The sequence below is a fragment of the Pantanalinema sp. genome, assembly GCA_036704125.1.
GTDB lineage: Bacteria > Cyanobacteriota > Sericytochromatia > S15B-MN24 > UBA4093 > JAGIBK01.
In genome coordinates this window covers 1-17,123 of the sequence record DATNQI010000036.1, presented here as the reverse complement: position 1 = coordinate 17,123, position 17,123 = coordinate 1, and the positions used below count along the sequence as shown (strand labels likewise).

The window sequence follows — 17,123 nt, the reverse complement described above, 5'->3', positions numbered from 1 at the left end:
ATTCAGCCCACCCAGACGGGCAGCTTGTCGGGATCCTGGTCCGCAAGGCGCGGGTGCAGGCGGTCCTTGTCGGAGAGCAGCACGTCCTGGATCGGCCAGTCGATCTCGAGTGCAGGGTCGTTCCAGGCGATGCCCTGCTCCGAGGCGGGGTGGTAGTAGTCCGTCACCTGGTAGAGGAAGTCGCACTCCTCGGAGAGCACCGCGAAGCCGTGCGCGAAGCCCGCCGGCACGTACATCTGGCGGTGCGTCACGTCGTCGAGCACCGTCCCGTAGGACTTGCCGAAGGTCGGCGAGCCGCGCCGGACGTCCACCGCCACGTCGTAGACCGCGCCGCGCGCGACGCTCACGAGCTTGCCCTGCGGCTGCACCAGCTGGTAGTGCAGCCCGCGCAGCACCCCGCGGCGCGATCGCGAGTGGTTGGCCTGCACGAAGGGCCCCGCGATGCCGGCCTCGCCGTAGCGGATCTGCGCGTAGGTCTCGAGGAAGAAGCCGCGCGCGTCGCCGAAGACCTTGGGCTCGACCACGATGAGCCCGGGGATGCCTGTGTCGATGACGTTCATTTCGATGGTCGATCCTTGCTAGTAACGGGTGAGAGACCATTCTAGCACCCTCCTCACTCCTTGAGTCCCGTGGCGGCCACCCCCTTGATGAAGTGGCGCTGGAAGACGGCGAACACCACCAGCACCGGCAGGGTGTTGAACATGGATCCCGCCATGATGAGGGTCCAGCGCGTGACGTAGAGGCCCTTGAAGAAGTTGAGGCCGACCGGCAGCGTGAACCACTCGGGCGAGTTCAGGACGATGAGAGGCCAGGCGAAGGCGTTCCAGCTCGCCATGAAGCTCGTGATGGTCACGGTGGCGGCAACGGGGCCGGTGAGGGGCACGATCAGGCGCCAGAACATGCCGTAGCGCGAGAGGCCGTCCAGGGTGGCGGCCTCCTCGAGCTCCACCGGCAGGGCCCTGAGGAACTGCGCGACCATGAAGATCCCGCTCGAGAGGGTCGCAACCAGCCCCGGGACGAGGCCCCAGTAGGTGTCGATCCAGCCGAGGCGCGCGAGGGTGACGTAGTTCGGGATCCAAAGCACCTGGTTCGGGATCGTCATCGAGGCGAGCAGCACCACGAACAGCGCCTTGCGCCCGGGAAACGCGATGCGCGCCAGCGAGAAGCCGCCCATCAGGCTCAGGAGCAGCAGGAGCGCGACCGAGACCACCGCGACGAGCAGGCTGTTGAAGACCCAGCGCAGGAAGAGCGGCATGGTCCGCACGACCTCGAAGTAGTTCTCGAAGGTGAGAGGACGCGGCCACACGCCCGGCAAGAAGGCCTGCCCGGGCTCCTTGAGCGACGTGAGCAGCGCGAAGCCGAAGGGAGACACCGACGCGAGCGCGAAGATCGCAAGCACGGCGTAGAGGAGGATCGCCCGGGCGCGGCGCATCGCTCAGTCCCCCAGGAGCCGGCGCTGCAGCAGGGTGCAGAGGAGGATGAGGGTCGCCAGGACGAAGGCGATCGCGCACGCGTAGCCCATGTTGAAGTTCATGAACGCCTCCTGGTAGAGCAGGTACGCGATCGTGAGGGTGGACTTGAGCGGACCGCCGCCCGTCATGATGTAGACCTGGTCGAAGACCTGGAAGCAGCCGATGAGGCCAATCGTCGTCACGTAGAAGGTCGTCGGGCGCAAGAGCGGCAGGGTGACGTACCGGAACTGGCCCCAGGCATTCGCCCCGTCGAGGCGCGCCGCCTCGTAGAGGGTCTCAGGGATGTCCTGCAAGCCCGCGAGAAAGACGACCATGAAGAAGCCCGCCGTGGACCAGACGTTCTGCGCCATGATCGCCCCGAGGGCCGTGTGGACGTCCCCGAGCCAGTCGACGGGGACCGCAAGGCCGAAGAGCGCGAGGAGCCGATCCAGGCGCAGCCAGGAAAAGAGCTGGTTGAGGCCCCCGTTCTTGAAGAAGAGGAACATGAAGATCAGCGAGATCGCGACCGAGCTCGTCACCGAGGGCAGGAAGAGCGCCACCCGGAACAGGGTCTTGCCCCGGATCTCGCGATCCATGAGCAGCGCGAGGAAGAGGGCGAAGGCGGTCTGGAGCGAGACGACCACCAGGGTGTAGAGGGTGGTGTTGCGCAGGCTGATCCAGAAGTCGGGCTCGTTCAGGAGGAAGCGGTAATTCTCGAGCCCGACCCAGCGCGGCGCAGAGAAGAGGTCGTAGGAGTGGAACGAGAGCCACAGCGCGTTCACGAGCGGCCACCCGACGAACACCACGAGCACCGCGAGGAAGGGCAACAGGAACACGACCCCCGCGATCGCCTCGCTCCATCGCTTGCCCATGGCGCTCAGAGCCTGTTGATCCGATCGATGGCCGCGGCCGCGTCATCAAGGGCCTGCTTGGGCGGCTTGACCCCGAGCAGGACCTCTTGCACCGCGAGGCCGAGGCGATCGTTGACCCGGTTGCCCCGGGGCCCGAAGGCGTAGGGCCTGGCGTACGCCGCTGCCGAGAGGATCGCGCGGTACTCGGGGTGCTTCGCGACGAAGCGCTCGCTCACCGCCTTGCGGCTGGGCAGCGCGAAGGTGATCCGCTCCTGGGAGGCTTCGTTCGTCAGGTACGCGATGAGCTTCCAGGCTGCCTCGGGGTGCTTCGCGCTCTGGGGGATGACGTAGGCCACGGTGAAAAGGAAGTTGCTGCGGCCCGCGGGGCCTCGGGGGAGCTGGGTGAGGCCGTAGTCGAGCCGTGGAAAGGACTCCTCGAGGTAGGGCGTCAGCCAGCTGCCCTCGAAGACCATGGCGGCCTGCGCCCGCCCGAACGCATCGCCCGTCCAGCTTGCGCCGACCTCGGACGGGAAGATGGCCGAACGGTCCGTGCGCCTCAGAGCGGCGTAGTAGGTGAGGGCCTGCACGCCTTGGGGGCTTGCGATCGCGCACGCCCCGTCGGGGGCGTACAGCGTCGCGCCGAACATGGCGGCGATGGGAAGGAAGCGATCCGCGTTGTCGGGGGGCATCGCGAAGCCGCTGCGGGGCGCGGGCCCTTGCGGCCGCGTCAGGCGTTCGGCGGCCTCGCGAAAGCGCGCGAGGTCCCACCGGTCGGTCGGATAGGCGAGGCCCGCGCGATCGAAGCTTTTGCGGTTGTAGTAGAGCCCCAGGGTGTTGAAGTCCTTGGGGATGCCGTATACCTTGCCCTTGTCGCTGAAGGCGGCGATCAAAGCGGGGACGAAGTCGCCCGTTCTGGTCGAGGCGGAGGCCAGGAAGTCGTCCAGGGGCCTGAGGATCGAGCGCTTGGCGAGGAACGGCTGGAAGTACAGGATGTCGAGGTAGAAGACGTCGGGGGCCGTCCTGCTCGCGAGCATGGTGAGCAGCTTGGGGTAGTACTGGCCGGGCACCGGCTCGTAGCGAACGACGATCTCGCGCTGCGAGGCGTTGAAGTCGGCCACGAGCTCGCGCATGAGATCGGTCTCGGCGGGGTTCCCCGCGTAGCCCGACAGGCGCAGGCGCACCTTGCCATCGGCGCGTGGCGCCCCCTCGCGGCAAGCCGCATCGAGCGCCAGGCCGATGACGACGAGCAACCAGCCGCACATCCGCGCCCAAGCAACCATGGATCCTCGCCTCGCAGCTCATAGGGACCCGTGCATGGTGCGCCGCGCCGCACGAAGGCTGTAGCGCCCCGATGCCAATTTTTCTCGGGATTTGTGCGAGCCTTGCCATCGAGGCACCGGGCTTGCCTCGGCGCTACGGCTGGCGGGTGGACATCCAGCGCCGCCCCGACAGGCAGCAGGCGAGCCAGAATACGGCCACCAGGGCCCCGGCGACGATGTCCGTCGGCCAGTGGGCGGCCAGGTAAAGGCGGCTCAGGCCGATGAGGCCCGAAATACCCAGGCAGCCTGCTGCCACGACCCAGCGCCAGGGCTCGCGCGGCGCCTGGGCGACCACCCAGTAAGCCAGATAGCCAAAGAAGCAGACCGACATGAGGGCATGGCCGCTCGGGAAGGAGTAGGTCGTCTCGCCGCCGAGTGACGGGAAGTGGGTGGGGCGCGCCTGCCTGAAGACGTGCTTGAGGATGAAGGTGAGGGCGCCGCCGCCGGTGAGCACCGCCACCAGCGTCGCCGCATCGAGGCGCTGCGCGCGCGCGAGCAGGACCAGCGCGAAGAGGGCGCCGAACAGGGCGATGGCAGGCACCGAGCCGATCCAGCTCAGGCCGACGACCCAGGGGCTGAACTCGGGCGACACGTGGGCCTGGACCCAGGCGAGCACGGCGTGATCGAAGCGCACCATTTCGGTCTCGAGGACCTCGTCGGCGAGCCTGGCAAAGGCCAGCAGCGCCAGCACCGCCACCCCGAAAGCGAGCAGGTAAAACCATCCGACCCTGCGCAACAGCCTCGAAATCAAGCGATATTCCCTCCTCCGCCTCTGGACCATTCTAGCAAGTCGCGCCCCGGGCGTCGCCTGGAGTATGATGACCGTGCATCCCTCACTTCACCGCAAGGAACGCACCATGATCGTCACCACCACCCCCGGCATCGACGGCAAGCAGATCACCAAGTACCTGGGCCTGGTCAGCGGCGAGGCCATCCTGGGCGCCAACATCTTCAAGGACTTCTTCGCGAGCATTCGCGACATCGTCGGCGGCCGCTCGGCCTCCTACGAGAAGGAGCTGCGACGAGCCAAGGACATCGCCGTCAAGGAGATGATCGAGGAAGCCCGCAAGTCCGGCGCCAACGCCGTGGTCGGCGTCGATCTCGACTACGAGACGATCGGGGCCGACGGCAGCATGATCATGGTGAGCGCGAGCGGTACCGCGGTCTACGTCGAGTAGCCCTCGCCCGCCCGAGCGCGCATGAAGGCCTCGGCCTCGACGCGCCCGGCGCGCGAAAGCAGGTCGGCGGCCTCGGCATAGCGACCAGCCGCCACATGGGCGTCGAGCGCCGCCCAGTCGATGCGCCGCGCGCGCTCGGCCTGGGCTGCGAACACCTCGCCGAAGATGCGCCAGGCCACCGGCGCAAGCTCGCGCGCGTCGGCCTCCCAGACCCAGGAGAAGTCCTCGCTCATCAGGGCCCGCCAGAACGCGATCGCCTCGTGGGCGGGCCTGTCGCTGACGGCGGGCTCCGCGCTCGAAGCGATCGCGAAGCGCTCCGCGGCGCGCAGGAGGGCCTTCTTGTCGTTCTTGCGCGTGGCGGCGTACATGGCGAGCAAGGGCGCCTCGGCGCTCCTAAAGTGCCGCAGGGCCGCCTCCCAGTCCCCCGCCTGGGCCATGAGTCGCCCGGCCTGCCGCCACTCCTCCCCCAAACAGTAGGCCGCGTAGGCCTCGATCGGCTTGCCCGCGCGCTCGTAGTGGGCCGCGGCCTGCGCCCATGCGCCGCACGCCTCGAAGTGGCGCGCGGCGGCCTCGTCCTGCCCGATCCGGCCCAGGCACCGGGCCCGGCTCGCCTGGTCGCCCGCCTGCTCGTAGGCGCGCGCGGCGGCCTCGTCGTCTCCCAGCTTCTCGAGGCAGCGCGCCACGCCGGCGACGTCCCCCAGGGCTTGCAGGCGAGGCAGGGCCTCCTGCCAGGCGCCCCCCGCGAGCAGGTATTCGGCAGCGCGACGCCTGTCGCCCGCAAGGTCGAAGTAGGTGGCCGCGTCGCGCCAGAGGCCCGCCTCGACCGCGCACGCCGCGGCCTTCTTGAACTTTCCGGCGTGCTCGTAGCACAGGGCGGCGGCGTCCCACCGCCCCAGGGCCTCATGGCAGGCCGCCGCGCGCTCCCAGGCGCCGAGGCGCTCGAAGAGGGCGGCCGCCTGCGCGTGGGCGCCGTGGGCCTCGAGCTCTTCGGCGCGCTCGGCGATGAAGGCCGGCGCCTCGTCGGCGGCGTCCATGGCGCCTTGCAGGCACTCGAGCGCCGCCTCCCCTTCGAGCAGCGGGAGGGTCGAGAGCGGCTCCCAGCCCGTGGGCAGGAAGGCGTCCACGATGATGAGCTGCTCGGTCGCCCGGGTGATCGCCACGTTGAAGCGATTGATCGCGTACCGGAAGCGCGAGTCCGCCGCTTCCCTGCGCTGCCAGACCTCGAGGTCCGCCTCGAGCAGGTTCCAGAGGACGACCCGCTCGCGCTCGAGTCCCTTGGCCTCGTGGACGGTGAAGAGGGGGGCCTCGCCGAAGCGCGGGCGCAGGGCCTCCTTGGCGGCCTCGTCCGCCACGACGATCATCAGGCGGGCGCTTAGCCGGTCGGGTGGGGGCAGAGGACCGATCTCGCCCGGCCTCAGGCGCGCCACGGCACTTCCCTGCTTGATGGCCTCGACAGGGGCCGCGTCGGGATCCCCGAAGGCCCGCCCGCGCCAGGCGGAGATGGCGTTGGCGAGGGCCACCACGCTCGCCGGGGAGCGGTAGTTGGTGGGCAGCTGCAGGACCGCCTCGCGCCCGAGGCCGATCTGCCAGTACCGGTAGAGCCGTTCGCGCGAGCGCAGCCAGTCGAAGCGGCCGGGGTGAATGGCCTGCTGGGTGTCCCCGGCCAGGAAAAAGCCGTCCGGACGCGCGCACAGGCGCATGAGGATGCCCAGGTGGAAAGCCGTCAGGTCCTGGGCCTCGTCGATGACCAGCTCGTCGAAGGTGCCCAGCGGGTTGTGGCCGCTGGCCATGACACGGTAGGCCGCCTGTGCCAGGTCCAGGTCGTCCCAGCCCCCCAGCGCACGGTAGGCCTCGAAGACCCGGTAGAAGGCCTCCGGCTCGTCGGAGGTGCGCAGCGGGCTCTGCAAGTAGGCCTCGCGGGTGAGGTAGGCGCGCTCGGGGGTCGCGAGCAGCTGCTCGTCCCCCTTGATGACGGCCTGGATCTCCTCCCAGTAGCGCTCGGGGTCGCGCCCGATGAAGCGGTTGAGGCGTCCGAAGAGGCTTCGCCTGAAGGTCGAGAGGGTCTGCCGGCGCTCGGGCGCGAAGTCGGCCTCGCCGGGCAGGATCGCGCGGCAGACCTCCTCGAGGGTCATGAAGCGCACGGGACGATCGCGCCCGGGGGAAAGGCACCGGTAGAGCCGCTCGGCGTGATGTTTGAGCTGGGGGGTGTAGGTGACGTAGAGCTGCCCCCTGGCGCTGCTCGTCTGCCCCATGATCAGGCGGTAGAGGGCGACGGTGGTCTTGCCGCTGCCCGCCCCGCCCTTGAGCAGGACCGGGCCCGGGCGCAGGGCGACGGCGCGCTGGTCCTCGTCGAGATCGAGCAAGAGCCCCGCATCGGGCTCGCGGCGTCGGCGCTCGTCCCAGTCGGGATCCCAGACGCGCCGGATGGGCCAGGGGCGCTGGGAGGACAGGGGTTCGGCGAACTCGATCGAGATGGGCTCGGGCGCGACCTGGAGGGCCTCGGCGATCGCGACGACCGGTGCTTGCCGGTGCCAGACCTCGCCGGCCGCGTGGGATCCGATGTCGCCGAAGTGGAGGGCGACCCCCTGGGGGCCCTGCGAGAAGAAGAAGGGGATGCGCAGGGCCGCGGTGAGGCGCAGCTTGTACAGGCCGTCGCTCAGGTGGCGGATCTGCTTGCCGGGGGCGCAGCGACCGCCCTGGTGGAAGTTCCAGGCGATGCGGACCAGGGCGTCGACGCGGCTCGCCAGCCCGCGAAGCTCGTGCCGCAGAAGCTCCGCGGTGCGCTCCGAGACGGTGACCCTGGAGAAGCCGGCGCTCATGCCTCGCGCTTGCCGGCCTCCACCCACTCGTCCCAGAGGACCATCCAGACCGCGAGGACCGCGGGCCCGATGAAGAGACCGACCAGGCCGAACACGGCCAGGCCGCCCAGGATGAAGAAGAAGGTCTGGAGGTAGGGCAGGCGCGAGGTGCCCGAGATGACGAGCGGCCGGACCAGGTTGTCCACGCTGCTGACGATCACGACGCCCCAGGCGACCAGGATGAGGGCCTTGACGGTCGCGCCCGCGAAGAAGAGGCCCGCCGCCGCCGTGCCCCAGATGAGGACCGCCCCGAAGGGGATCAGCGCCAGCAGGCTCGTGGCGACTCCGAGCAGGATGGGCGCGCGCAGCCCGACCAGCGCGAAGCCCAGGCCCGCCGCGATGCCCTGGGCGACCGCCGCGAGGATGACGCCCGCGAACACGGCGCGCATGGCCTCCTTGGTGGGATTGAGCAGGCGCTCTGCACGCTCGCCGAGCAGGTGGGAGAGGACGGCCTTGGCCTGGGAGAAGTAGCGATCGCCGTTGCGGTACAGGAAGAACAGGGTGAAGAAGGCGAGGCCCGCCTGGCCCATGTTGGCGCCCACCAGCGCGAGGGCCTGGGTGCCCGGGCGCAGGAGCGGCAACAGGAGGTCCTTGCCCAGGACCGACCCGTGCCGCAGGGCCTGGGCAGCATCCAGCCACGCCTGCTGGGCGGCCGGCACGCGAGAGAGCCAGTCGGGCGGCGCGGGCGGCGAGACGAGCAGGTTCTTGAGAATGGCGTAGGCGGGGCCCAGCTCGGCGAACAGGGAGCTGAAGATGAGGGCCATGGGCACCACGACGATGGCGATCACCCCCAGGCTCATCACGACGGCCGCGAGGGTGTCGCGCTGCTTCAGGACGCCGTGCAGGCGCTTGTAGAGGGGCCACGAGACCGCCGCCAGGATGAACGACCACGCGAGGGCCTCCCAGAAGGGTCGCAGCATGGCGTAGGTGGCGACGACGAGCAGGGCGTAGAGGAAGATCCAGCCGAGCGTGCGGGATTGGTGGGAGTTCATGGTCCGTCCTGTGAAGCGGCGGTGACGCTCCATTGTAGCGTGCAGCGCGAGAATGCGGGCCTTCGGGCGCCTCAGAGGGAGCGAATCACCCGGCAGGGGTTGCCCGCGGCCACGACGTTCGCCGGGATATCGCGCGTCACCACGCTTCCCGCCCCGATGGTGGTGTTCGCGCCGATGGTCACTCCGGGGCAGATCACGCTGCGCCCGCCGATCCACACGTTGTCGCCGATGGTGACCGGGCGCGCGAACTCCGGCCCCTGGATCCGGATCTCGGCCTCCACGGGATGGCATGCGGCGTAGACGTGGACGCCGGGACCGAACATGACGTTGCGGCCGATGCGTACCTCGGCGCAGTCCAGGATGAGGCAGTCGAAGTTCATGTAGACCCCGTCGCCCGCGTGGATGTTGGTGCCGTAGTCGCAGCGAAAGGGGGGCTCGACCTCGAGGCGAGCGCCGATCGAACCGAACAGCTCCTTGAGCAGGTCGAGGCGATGGGGCCCCTGCTCCTCGGTCGATGCGTTGTAGCGCCGCAGCAGGCCGCGCGCGCGCTTGCGGCCCTCGACCAGCTCGGGCGCGTAGGCGTCGTAGATCTCGCCCTCGACCATCTTCTCCCACTCGCTACGCGCAGCCATGACGGGCCCTCCCTTCGATTGTCGGCAACCAGCGCCTCCATGATAGCCCAAGGACCGGTGTCTGCCCGTTGAACCCTGCCCCATCGGAGCCATACTGAGGCGACTTTCGCGTCAAGGAGGCCCCCATGCAAAAGTCTCCTCAGAAGAAGACCCCGGTGCTTCGGCACATCTGGTACCCGAGCTTCCTCGAAGAGGCCCGGCGCCATCAAGGGCCAACCTGGCTACGCTACGGCGTGCTCGGGGCGTGGTTCGCCATGCTCGTGCTCAACGCGTTCAGCTCTGCCCTCTTGCCCCGGACGATCCAGGAGGTCAGCCAGACGAGGGCCCCCCTCTACCTGGATCCCGCGCCCTACGCCTTCTCGATCTGGGGGCTCATCTTCCTGGGCCTCGGGGCCTACGCCGCCTACCAGTGGATCCCCATCCACCCGCGCGGTGCGCGCCTCGCCGAGACCCGCGCCCCCATGCTCGTCTCCATGGCCTGCGGCGCCCTGTGGCCCGTGGCAATCGCCTACGAGCAGATGCCGCTTGCCATGGGGCTCGTCATCGGCATGCTCGCAGGCGCCGCCTTCGCCTACCGGCGCTTCCAGGGCGAGCAGGCGAAAGGAGTGGCCCAGCGCCTCTGCGTCAGCTGGCCGCTCGGCCTCTACCTCGGATGGCTTTCGATCGCGACCGTGCTAAGCGTCACGGGCGTGATGACCGACGAAATGGGCGTGCGGTCCTTCCTCCTGCCGCCGGTGGCCTGGGCGGCGCTCGCCATCCTCGCGATGGGGGGGCTCGGCGCCGCGATGGGCTTCCTGAATCGGGACTGGGCCTTCGACGCAGCGCTGGTGTGGGGCCTGGTGGCCATCGCGGGAGAGCAGCGGACGCCTCCGATCGGCTGGGCGGTCGTGTTCGCCGTCGGCCTGGTGGTCTTCGCGCTGATCGCAGGCAGCAAGCGAGTACGCCCCTCGACCTTCCCGTGACAAAAGATAAGGAGCTTCCTTGTACGCCCGCCTTCGGCTATGATGGGGGGATGTCCCCGAGCTGAAAGCGTGTGCCACCAGATGAACCTTGCCACCCAGCCGGCCGTCGCCGGCGCCGCCCCGCTCGCCGTCGAAGCGGGTCTCCGGATCCAGGACCTCGAGAAGGTGTATCCCGCCCGCCTGGGCCGAGCGGCGCACACCGCGGTCCGGGGCGTCAGCTTCCACGTCGAGCCGGGCGAGATCCTCGGCCTGCTGGGCCCCAACGGCGCGGGCAAGACCACGACCCTCAAGATGATCGCGGGACTGCTGCTGCCGACCTCGGGCCGGATCACCCTGGCTGGCATCGACGTGGTGAAGCACCGGACGCAGGCCGTCCAGCGACTCGGCGCGGTGCTCGAAGGCAACCGCAACCTTCACTGGAAGCTGACCATCCAGGAGAACTTGCACTACTTCGGCGCCCTCAAGGGGGTGCCCGGGCTCAAGGACCGCACGAACACCCTGATCGAGCGCCTCGACCTTCAGGATCACCTGAAAAAGCGGGTGGGCGAGCTCTCGCGCGGGCTTCAGCAGCGCGTGGCGATCGCCATCGCGCTCGTCAACCAGCCGCGCGTGCTGCTCCTGGACGAGCCGACCCTCGGGCTGGACGTGGTGGCGGCGTCGACCTTCAAGGAGACGGTCCGCGCGATCGCCGACGACGGCTGCGGGATCATCCTGACCACCCACCAGATGGAGGTGGCCCAGGCGCTCTCCGACCGGATCGCCATCATCGCGGGCGGCAAGCTCGCCACCCTGCAATCGCTCGACCAGCTCATGGACGCCCACCGCACGCCCGGTTACGACGTGCGCTTGCGCGGCGAGCTCTCGCCCGGGCTGCGCGCGGCCATCGCGTCGCTGGGCGGCCTGGATCTCACCAGCGAGGCGGGGGTGTCCCGCTTCACCCTGCCCGAAGGCGACGCCGGCCTCCTCTACCGCGCGCTCGACCCGCTGCGCGAGGGCGGCGTCGAGCTGATCGGCATCCAGCAGCACGAGACCAACCTCGAGGCCATCTACCGCCGCGTCATCGAAGGGATCGCATGAGCTACCTGAACCTCTTCTGGGCCGAACTCAAGCGCGAGTTCATCCTTCTCACCCGCTACCCGTTCGAGCTCGTCAGCCGCCTGGTGTGGAACCTGGGCTTCGCCTTCATGATCTACTTCGGCTTCGGCGCCATGGGCGGAATGGGGGCCTCGGCGCTTCCCGGCTTCGAGACGGGTCAGATGGAGCGCCTCTTGGGCCTGCTCATCACCTACATCGCCATCAACGGGATCGGCAACGCCACCGAGCTTCTGGCCGACGAGGTGCAGACCGGCACCCTCGAGCAGGCCGCGCTCAGCCCGCCTCCTCTGGTCGTCATCGTCCTGATGCGTGACCTCGCCTCGTACGTCGAGATGCTCGCGCGCTTCGCCCTGGTGCTTGCGATCGCGACCTTCGTCACCGGCGTGCGCTTCCACCTGAACGTGCCGGGCTTCGCCATCCTGCTCACCTTGATGTACCTCGGCACCGAGGGCATCGGCCTGATGCTCGGGGGCGCGGCCCTGCTCTACAAGAAGGTCGCCACCCTCTCCCAGTTCGCGGTGATGCTGGTGTTCGGCCTGGCCATCCTGCCCCTCAACGCGTTGCCGGGCTGGATGTCGGGCTTCGTGAACAACTTCCCCTTCACCAAGGCCCTTCTGGTCCTCAAGGAGCTCGCCGTCACGGGCGTGCCGCTTTCGAAGCTGTTCGCGAGCGGGGCCGTCACGAGCCTCGCGATCAACACCGCCGTCTTCCTGGGCCTCGGGATCGCCGCCTTCGCCCTGGCCGAGCGCAAGGCCCGGCAGTGGGGCACCCTCAACCAGTACTGACCCGCGCCCGGCGCAAAGCGGCCTGGCATCGGTGGTAGGGCCGCGCCGGAGCACCTATACTCCGCAGCACATTCTCGCGCCCCAGCAGCAAGAAAGGGCGGGTGCCGATGGAGAGGCTGTCCGGAAACCTGCGTGGCCTGAAGCCCAGCGAACTGCGCGTCCTCGAACGGCTGACCTTGCGGCGCGTGCCGCCCGGTCAGCTGGTGACCCACGAGCTGGTGGAAAGGACCGCGGAAATCGCGCAGCGCCTCAACCGCGACATCGCGCTCCAGGTCTCCCGCCGCGGCCACCTGCAGCGCGTCGTGGTCGGAGACGGGCGCCTGGAGTTGCCCAGCGAGATCGAGCGGCTGGGGGCGGCCCGGCTCTCGGGCGATCGCCTCGTCGTCGTGCGCAGCAAGGGCGGCGGCATCGGGCGCGCCGAGCTGGTGCTGCTGCAGCGCCACCGGCTCGACCTCATCGCCGTCGTCGAGCCCGAGGCCACCGACCTGACGCGCTCCCTGGTCTGGATGGCGACCCTCTCGCCGCTCGCCGACGCCGAGGGCCACCTCTGGCGCCTCGACGAGCCCCGCTCGCTGCGCGAGACCCTCGAGACCGTCGACGTGGCCTTCCTCGTGGACGAGATCGAGCGAGAGTTCGCGCGCTACAACCGCGCGATCGCCGTCGAGACCGGCAAGGAGAAGGCGCTCTTGGTCGGCCTCCAGACGCCCGACCAGGATCCCGGGGCCGCCGAGGCGAGCCTGGACGAGCTGGACCAGCTGGCCCTGACCGCCGGGGCCGAGGTGCTGGGGCGGGTGCTCCAGAAGCGCGACCGCCCCGATCCCGCGACGCTGGTCGGCAGCGGCAAGGCCGAGGCGCTCGCCCTGATGTGCCAGGAGCAGGGCGCCACCACGCTGCTGGTGAACGACGAGCTCTCGCCCAGCCAGCAAGCGAACCTCGAGCGGATCGTGGGGGTCAAGGTCGTCGATCGCACCGCGCTCATCCTCGACATCTTCGCCCAGCGGGCCCACACCCGGGACGGCAAGCTGCAGGTGGAGCTGGCGCAGCTCAGCTATCGCCTGCCTCGGCTGACGGGCACGGGCGAGGCGCTCTCTCGCCTGGGCGGCGGCATCGGCACCCGGGGCCCCGGCGAGACGAAGCTCGAGAGCGATCGCCGCCGGATCCGCGCGCGGATCACCCACCTCGAGCGGGAGGTCCAGGCGCTGAGGCGACACCGGGCCCAGCTGCGCCGCGGGCGCTCCCACCTGCCGCAGTTCGCGCTCGTGGGCTACACCAACGCGGGCAAGTCCACCCTCCTGAACGCCCTGACGAGGGCCTCGGTGCTTTCCGAGGACAGGCTGTTCGCGACCCTGGACCCGACCACCCGGCGCCTGGTGCTGCCGAGTCGCGACGTGGCGCTGGTCTCGGACACGGTCGGCTTCATCCGGCACCTGCCCCACCTGCTGGTGGCGGCCTTCCGCGCCACCCTCGAGGAGGTGGTCGAGGCCGACGCCCTGATCCACGTGGTGGACGGCAGCCATCCCGAGGTCGAGCAGCAGGTGCGGACGGTGCTCGAGGTCCTGGACGAGCTGGGCGTCGCGGGCAAGCCGATCATCACGGTCATCAACAAGCGCGACATGATCGACGCCCCGACGCTGATCCGCTCGCTCGCGGGCGAGGTGAGCCGCCCCCTCTTGATCTCCGCCCTGCACGGCACGGGGATCCCGGCGCTCCTGGACGAGATCGCGCGCGTCGCGCGCCACCCGCACCCCATCCGCCACTGAAAAGGAGGGCTTCACGATGACCACCGCATGCAAGACCCACCAGCGCCACGACCACCAGCACGGCAAAGACTGCGGCCACCTGAGGGTCCAGTGGGCCGACGAGACGGGCTACCTGCACGACGGCCACCTGCATCGCCAGCACGGCGAGCACTGGGACGAAGGCAGCATCCCGGTCACCGACCGCAATCCCGACGCCTGCCAGCAGGTCGCCTGCGCCGTACACGATCCGGGCCAGCCCATGGTCCCGCACGGCGATCACCAGGACCGGGTGGTCAACGGCAGACTCCACCACGAGCACGAGGGGCACTGCGACGACCACGGCCCCGTTCAGGTCCTGAAATAGGCCGCCGATGCCCGGGAAAAAGCCCGACGAGGCGGCACGGGTTCAGCCCTGGATAACCGGTTGGATCGGGGCGGACAGTCCCTCTGAGGCCGGGGATCGGCCGCCTTGGCGCGCGTACGCTTGGGCCTTCGGCGCGATGGCGCTTTGCACCCTCGTGGACAGGCTGCTGTTCGGCAGGGTGCCTGAGGCCAGCCTCATCATGCTCTACCTGCTCGGCCTGCTTCCCGTGGCCTTGCGGGGCGACCTCGGCGCAGCGACCCTGGCGTCGATCCTCGCGGTCCTCGCCTTCAACTTCTTCTTCACCGAGCCCTATCTCACCCTCAGGGTCTACGACCTGAGCTACCTGCTCACGTTTGCCGTCATGGGGGGCATCGGGCTGGTGATCAGCGGCCTCACCTCGCGGCTGAGCAGCGAGATAGCGGCGCTCAAGCGAACGAAAAGCGAACTTGCCCGCAGGGCTCAGGAGCTCGAGCAGGCCAACCGTGCGCTGCGCCAGGCGGACCGCCACAAGGACGAGTTTCTGGCCACCCTCAGCCACGAGCTTCGCACCCCGCTCAGCTCGGTGATCGGCTTCGGCACCATGCTCGCCGAGGGTGATGCGGGCCCCCTGAGCGATGCGCAACGCGGCTACCTGGACCAGGTGCTCTCCGGCGCCGCCCGGATGAACGCCAAGGTCAAGGACCTGATCGAGCTGGGACGCATCCAGGCCGGAAAATTCCAGCTCGCGTGCTCTGCGACCGAGTACGCGCCGGTCGTCCACGAAGCCCTGCGCGACCTCGAGGCCAAGGCAGCCGAGAAAGGGATTTCGCTGAGCACGACGGTGGACGTGCCCGGCGAGTTCGTGATCGACGGAGAGCGCGTGATCGAGGTCATCCACAACCTGGTCGACAACGCCGTCAAGTTCACTCCACGCGGCGGCGAGGTCTCGCTGCGCGCGGGCATCGTGGGGAACGAGGTGGTCACGGAGATCAGCGACACGGGGATCGGGATCCCGGACGAAGTCCTGGCACGCCTGTTCGTCCGCTTTCATCAGGCGGACATGGGCACCACGCGCGAGGCAGGTGGCCTCGGGATAGGGCTGGCCATCTGCAAGGCCATCGTGGAGGCCCATGGGGGGCGTCTCGAAGTGATGAGCGAGCTCGGACGCGGCAGCCGCTTCTGGTTCACCTTGCCGTTGCAGCGGCTCGCTTCCGAGTCGATCAACCTGCCGCCGTCTCCTCAAGGAACGCCTTGAGGCTGAGGCTTCCCAATCGGACGCCAAGCATGGACCCTCGAGCGAGCACCGATATAATCGGATACGATAATCAAGAAAAACGCAGCAATCACCAAGACAGGTTTCAGGTTCGATGAAAACACGCGCGACACTGCTCGCTCTGACCCTCCTGACGTCCATTCAGGTCCCGAACGCCATGGCAGCGCCAGCCACGGCCTCGTTCATGCTCAAGGATCCGTACCTTGCCGGGCGTGCAGCCGAAAGCCTGTTCTTCGGCGCTCAAGATGCCGTGGCTTATCTCGAAACCATGCAAGACGGGACGCGGCGTCCATTATCCGACCTGAAGAGCGAGGAGACGAAAGGCTATTTGGAAACAGTGGATACCATACGGTTCCATTGCAACATGGGAACCTACATGATGCTCGGAACGTGGGCCCTTGCGCTAGGCTATGCCCTCTTCGTGCCGGATGCGGGGAAAGGCTTCTGGGACAACAGCGGCTCATCCGTGTTGCGTGGGCTCGTCGCTGCATCTGGAAGCATGACTTACGTCAACTGGATGAATCGGCGCGTCTTCATCGGCCCTTTCTTCGAGCGAATGACCCCACTCATCAATGCAGAAAGGGCGCAAGAAAGCGCCCCTCGCTAAACTCGGCTACTCCTCGCCGTCGTAGTAACCGACCTCCTGGAGGCGGAAGGTCTTGCGCTGCGGCTTGATGAACCACTTGTCCGATTCGGGGTAGTACGAGATATCCGCCTGGGGGTTGTCTGCGATCACGTAGAAGATCAGATCTCCGTCGCCCTCGCTAGCGATCTGGTGGGACTCTCCGGGCGCCAGGAGAAAGCAGTCCCCGGCCTTGACCGGATGCGCCCCATCGTCGGAGCGGACGCTCCCCCTCCCCGAGAGGACCACGTAGAACTCCCACTGCGTCGTGTGGGTGTGCAGCGGCCAGTTCCTGGCTCCTTCCGGGACTCTCACCAAGGCGACGTCGAAAGGATGGCCGCCGCCCCAGGTACCGGTGTCCTTCTTGCCCCCCAGCGCCAGGGACAGGTCCTTCTGCGCCAGCTGGTACTTGCCGCTCTTGGAGCGCTTCTCCTGCCACGGGATATCGTGCTGGTTGATCAAACGCACCGGGATCGTTCCTCCTACTCGCTCTTCTGGATCAGCTCGAGGTCGTAACCGTCGAGATCGCGCACGAAGGCCACCCTTGAACCCGAGGGCAACGCGTAGGGCCCCGATCGCAGCGTCGCTCCGGCCTTGACGGCCGATGCCACCGCCGCCTCGACGTCGCTCACCTTCAAGGCGATATGCAGCATCAGGGCCGGCACCTCGAAGGCGTCCCCATCGGGGTAATAGGCCAGCTGCAGCTCGGTCTGGTCGCCCGGAAGCGAAACGAAGGCGATCTCGCTGCCCTCGGGGCCTGGTTTGCGCTTGCGGAGTTCATAGCCGAAAGCTTCCTGGTAAAATCGGATCCCCGCCTCCAGGTCGTGAACGCGTAGCTTGGTGTGCAGATAGTGGGTGCTCAACGTGATGGCGTCTCCGTTCGTTCTTCTTCGCGTCAGCGCCCCATGCCGCGCGAGGGGCATCGCGTAGTTTATTCGGAATCCCCGAACGAGGCGAGGGCGGACAATGATGGTATCAGCCCTGAAGGAGGTTGCAATGAAAATTCTCGTCGCCACGGACGAC

At 68.5% G+C, this 17,123-nt stretch carries 18 protein-coding genes; 8 read left to right on the top strand and 10 right to left on the bottom strand.

The features are described 5' to 3' along the window. Window positions 1-2: 2 nt before the first annotated feature. The 5 genes from rfbC to V6D00_05720 all read right to left on the bottom strand — a co-directional run bounded on the left by rfbC (window position 3) and on the right by V6D00_05720 (window position 4,372). The gene (gene rfbC, locus V6D00_05740; protein ID HEY9898665.1) at window positions 3-560 is read right to left on the bottom strand and encodes a dTDP-4-dehydrorhamnose 3,5-epimerase; all 558 of its coding nucleotides are present in this window, start codon (window positions 558-560) and stop codon (window positions 3-5) included. Window positions 561-613: 53 nt separating this feature from the next. Continuing rightward, window positions 614-1,432 carry a carbohydrate ABC transporter permease gene (locus V6D00_05735; protein HEY9898664.1) on the bottom strand — a complete coding sequence of 273 codons (819 nt, stop codon included), beginning with the start codon at window positions 1,430-1,432 and terminating at the stop codon, window positions 614-616. A gap of 3 nt (window positions 1,433-1,435) precedes the next feature. After that, on the bottom strand, window positions 1,436-2,323 hold the full coding sequence (locus V6D00_05730; GenBank protein HEY9898663.1) for a sugar ABC transporter permease: 888 nt from the start codon (window positions 2,321-2,323) through the stop codon (window positions 1,436-1,438). 5 nt (window positions 2,324-2,328) lie between these two features. Then, on the bottom strand, window positions 2,329-3,564 hold the full coding sequence (locus V6D00_05725; protein ID HEY9898662.1) for an ABC transporter substrate-binding protein: 1,236 nt from the start codon (window positions 3,562-3,564) through the stop codon (window positions 2,329-2,331). A gap of 151 nt (window positions 3,565-3,715) precedes the next feature. Beyond that, window positions 3,716-4,372, bottom strand: coding sequence for a phosphatase PAP2 family protein (locus tag V6D00_05720; protein HEY9898661.1), 657 nt, complete (start codon window positions 4,370-4,372; stop codon window positions 3,716-3,718). 106 nt (window positions 4,373-4,478) lie between these two features. Here V6D00_05720 and V6D00_05715 point away from each other — a divergent pair, with 106 nt between their 5' ends. Next, entirely contained in the window at window positions 4,479-4,799 is a 321-nt protein-coding gene (locus tag V6D00_05715; GenBank protein ID HEY9898660.1) for a heavy metal-binding domain-containing protein, read from the top strand. Here V6D00_05715 and V6D00_05710 read toward each other — a convergent pair. The 3 genes from V6D00_05710 to V6D00_05700 form a co-directional block, all read right to left on the bottom strand. Continuing rightward, window positions 4,787-7,618, bottom strand: coding sequence for a UvrD-helicase domain-containing protein (locus V6D00_05710; protein HEY9898659.1), 2,832 nt, complete (start codon window positions 7,616-7,618; stop codon window positions 4,787-4,789). The genes V6D00_05715 and V6D00_05710 overlap by 13 nt on opposite strands. Next, entirely contained in the window at window positions 7,615-8,649 is a 1,035-nt protein-coding gene (locus V6D00_05705) for an AI-2E family transporter (protein HEY9898658.1), read from the bottom strand. Before V6D00_05705 ends, V6D00_05710 begins: the two co-directional genes overlap by 4 nt. Window positions 8,650-8,720: 71 nt before the next feature. Continuing rightward, on the bottom strand, window positions 8,721-9,281 hold the full coding sequence (locus V6D00_05700; GenBank protein HEY9898657.1) for a sugar O-acetyltransferase: 561 nt from the start codon (window positions 9,279-9,281) through the stop codon (window positions 8,721-8,723). 125 nt (window positions 9,282-9,406) lie between these two features. Between V6D00_05700 and V6D00_05695 the strand changes: the two genes are divergently transcribed. The 7 genes from V6D00_05695 (at window position 9,407) to V6D00_05665 (ending at window position 16,085) form a co-directional block, all read left to right on the top strand. Beyond that, a complete protein-coding gene (locus V6D00_05695) occupies window positions 9,407-10,243 on the top strand; it encodes a hypothetical protein (GenBank protein ID HEY9898656.1) in 837 nt (278 codons plus the stop codon). 81 nt (window positions 10,244-10,324) lie between these two features. Next, entirely contained in the window at window positions 10,325-11,320 is a 996-nt protein-coding gene (locus tag V6D00_05690; GenBank protein ID HEY9898655.1) for an ABC transporter ATP-binding protein, read from the top strand. Continuing rightward, window positions 11,317-12,123 (top strand): ABC transporter permease, encoded by an 807-nt coding sequence (locus V6D00_05685; GenBank protein ID HEY9898654.1) that lies wholly within the window; start codon window positions 11,317-11,319, stop codon window positions 12,121-12,123. Before V6D00_05690 ends, V6D00_05685 begins: the two co-directional genes overlap by 4 nt. Window positions 12,124-12,230: 107 nt before the next feature. After that, window positions 12,231-13,883 carry a GTPase HflX gene (gene hflX / locus V6D00_05680; GenBank protein ID HEY9898653.1) on the top strand — a complete coding sequence of 551 codons (1,653 nt, stop codon included), beginning with the start codon at window positions 12,231-12,233 and terminating at the stop codon, window positions 13,881-13,883. Between the two features lie 16 nt (window positions 13,884-13,899). Continuing rightward, window positions 13,900-14,226 carry a hypothetical protein gene (locus V6D00_05675; GenBank protein HEY9898652.1) on the top strand — a complete coding sequence of 109 codons (327 nt, stop codon included), beginning with the start codon at window positions 13,900-13,902 and terminating at the stop codon, window positions 14,224-14,226. A 7-nt stretch (window positions 14,227-14,233) separates the two neighbouring features. Continuing rightward, window positions 14,234-15,460, top strand: a complete 1,227-nt coding sequence (locus V6D00_05670) for an ATP-binding protein (GenBank protein HEY9898651.1) — start codon at window positions 14,234-14,236, stop codon at window positions 15,458-15,460. 112 nt (window positions 15,461-15,572) lie between these two features. Then, entirely contained in the window at window positions 15,573-16,085 is a 513-nt protein-coding gene (locus V6D00_05665; GenBank protein HEY9898650.1) for a hypothetical protein, read from the top strand. Between the two features lie 6 nt (window positions 16,086-16,091). On the opposite strand, the gene V6D00_05660 is transcribed toward V6D00_05665, so the two are convergent. Both V6D00_05660 and V6D00_05655 read right to left on the bottom strand, forming a co-directional pair. After that, window positions 16,092-16,568 carry a cupin domain-containing protein gene (locus V6D00_05660; protein HEY9898649.1) on the bottom strand — a complete coding sequence of 159 codons (477 nt, stop codon included), beginning with the start codon at window positions 16,566-16,568 and terminating at the stop codon, window positions 16,092-16,094. 14 nt (window positions 16,569-16,582) lie between these two features. Next, on the bottom strand, window positions 16,583-16,963 hold the full coding sequence (locus V6D00_05655) for a VOC family protein (GenBank protein ID HEY9898648.1): 381 nt from the start codon (window positions 16,961-16,963) through the stop codon (window positions 16,583-16,585). Window positions 16,964-17,123: the final 160 nt, after the last annotated feature.

Bases quoted from the DNA above. Each gene is read 5' to 3' on its own strand.
- rfbC (HEY9898665.1), bottom strand. From the start codon at position 560: ATGAACGTCATCGACACAGGCATCCCCGGGCTCATCGTGGTCGAGCCC.
- V6D00_05735 (HEY9898664.1), bottom strand. From the start codon at position 1,432: ATGCGCCGCGCCCGGGCGATCCTCCTCTACGCCGTGCTTGCGATCTTC.
- V6D00_05730 (HEY9898663.1), bottom strand. From the start codon at position 2,323: ATGGGCAAGCGATGGAGCGAGGCGATCGCGGGGGTCGTGTTCCTGTTG.
- V6D00_05725 (HEY9898662.1), bottom strand. From the start codon at position 3,564: ATGTGCGGCTGGTTGCTCGTCGTCATCGGCCTGGCGCTCGATGCGGCT.
- V6D00_05715 (HEY9898660.1), top strand. From the start codon at position 4,479: ATGATCGTCACCACCACCCCCGGCATCGACGGCAAGCAGATCACCAAG.
- V6D00_05710 (HEY9898659.1), bottom strand. From the start codon at position 7,618: ATGAGCGCCGGCTTCTCCAGGGTCACCGTCTCGGAGCGCACCGCGGAG.
- V6D00_05705 (HEY9898658.1), bottom strand. From the start codon at position 8,649: ATGAACTCCCACCAATCCCGCACGCTCGGCTGGATCTTCCTCTACGCC.
- V6D00_05700 (HEY9898657.1), bottom strand. From the start codon at position 9,281: ATGGCTGCGCGTAGCGAGTGGGAGAAGATGGTCGAGGGCGAGATCTAC.
- V6D00_05695 (HEY9898656.1), top strand. From the start codon at position 9,407: ATGCAAAAGTCTCCTCAGAAGAAGACCCCGGTGCTTCGGCACATCTGG.
- V6D00_05690 (HEY9898655.1), top strand. From the start codon at position 10,325: ATGAACCTTGCCACCCAGCCGGCCGTCGCCGGCGCCGCCCCGCTCGCC.
- V6D00_05685 (HEY9898654.1), top strand. From the start codon at position 11,317: ATGAGCTACCTGAACCTCTTCTGGGCCGAACTCAAGCGCGAGTTCATC.
- hflX (HEY9898653.1), top strand. From the start codon at position 12,231: ATGGAGAGGCTGTCCGGAAACCTGCGTGGCCTGAAGCCCAGCGAACTG.
- V6D00_05675 (HEY9898652.1), top strand. From the start codon at position 13,900: ATGACCACCGCATGCAAGACCCACCAGCGCCACGACCACCAGCACGGC.
- V6D00_05670 (HEY9898651.1), top strand. From the start codon at position 14,234: ATGCCCGGGAAAAAGCCCGACGAGGCGGCACGGGTTCAGCCCTGGATA.
- V6D00_05665 (HEY9898650.1), top strand. From the start codon at position 15,573: ATGAAAACACGCGCGACACTGCTCGCTCTGACCCTCCTGACGTCCATT.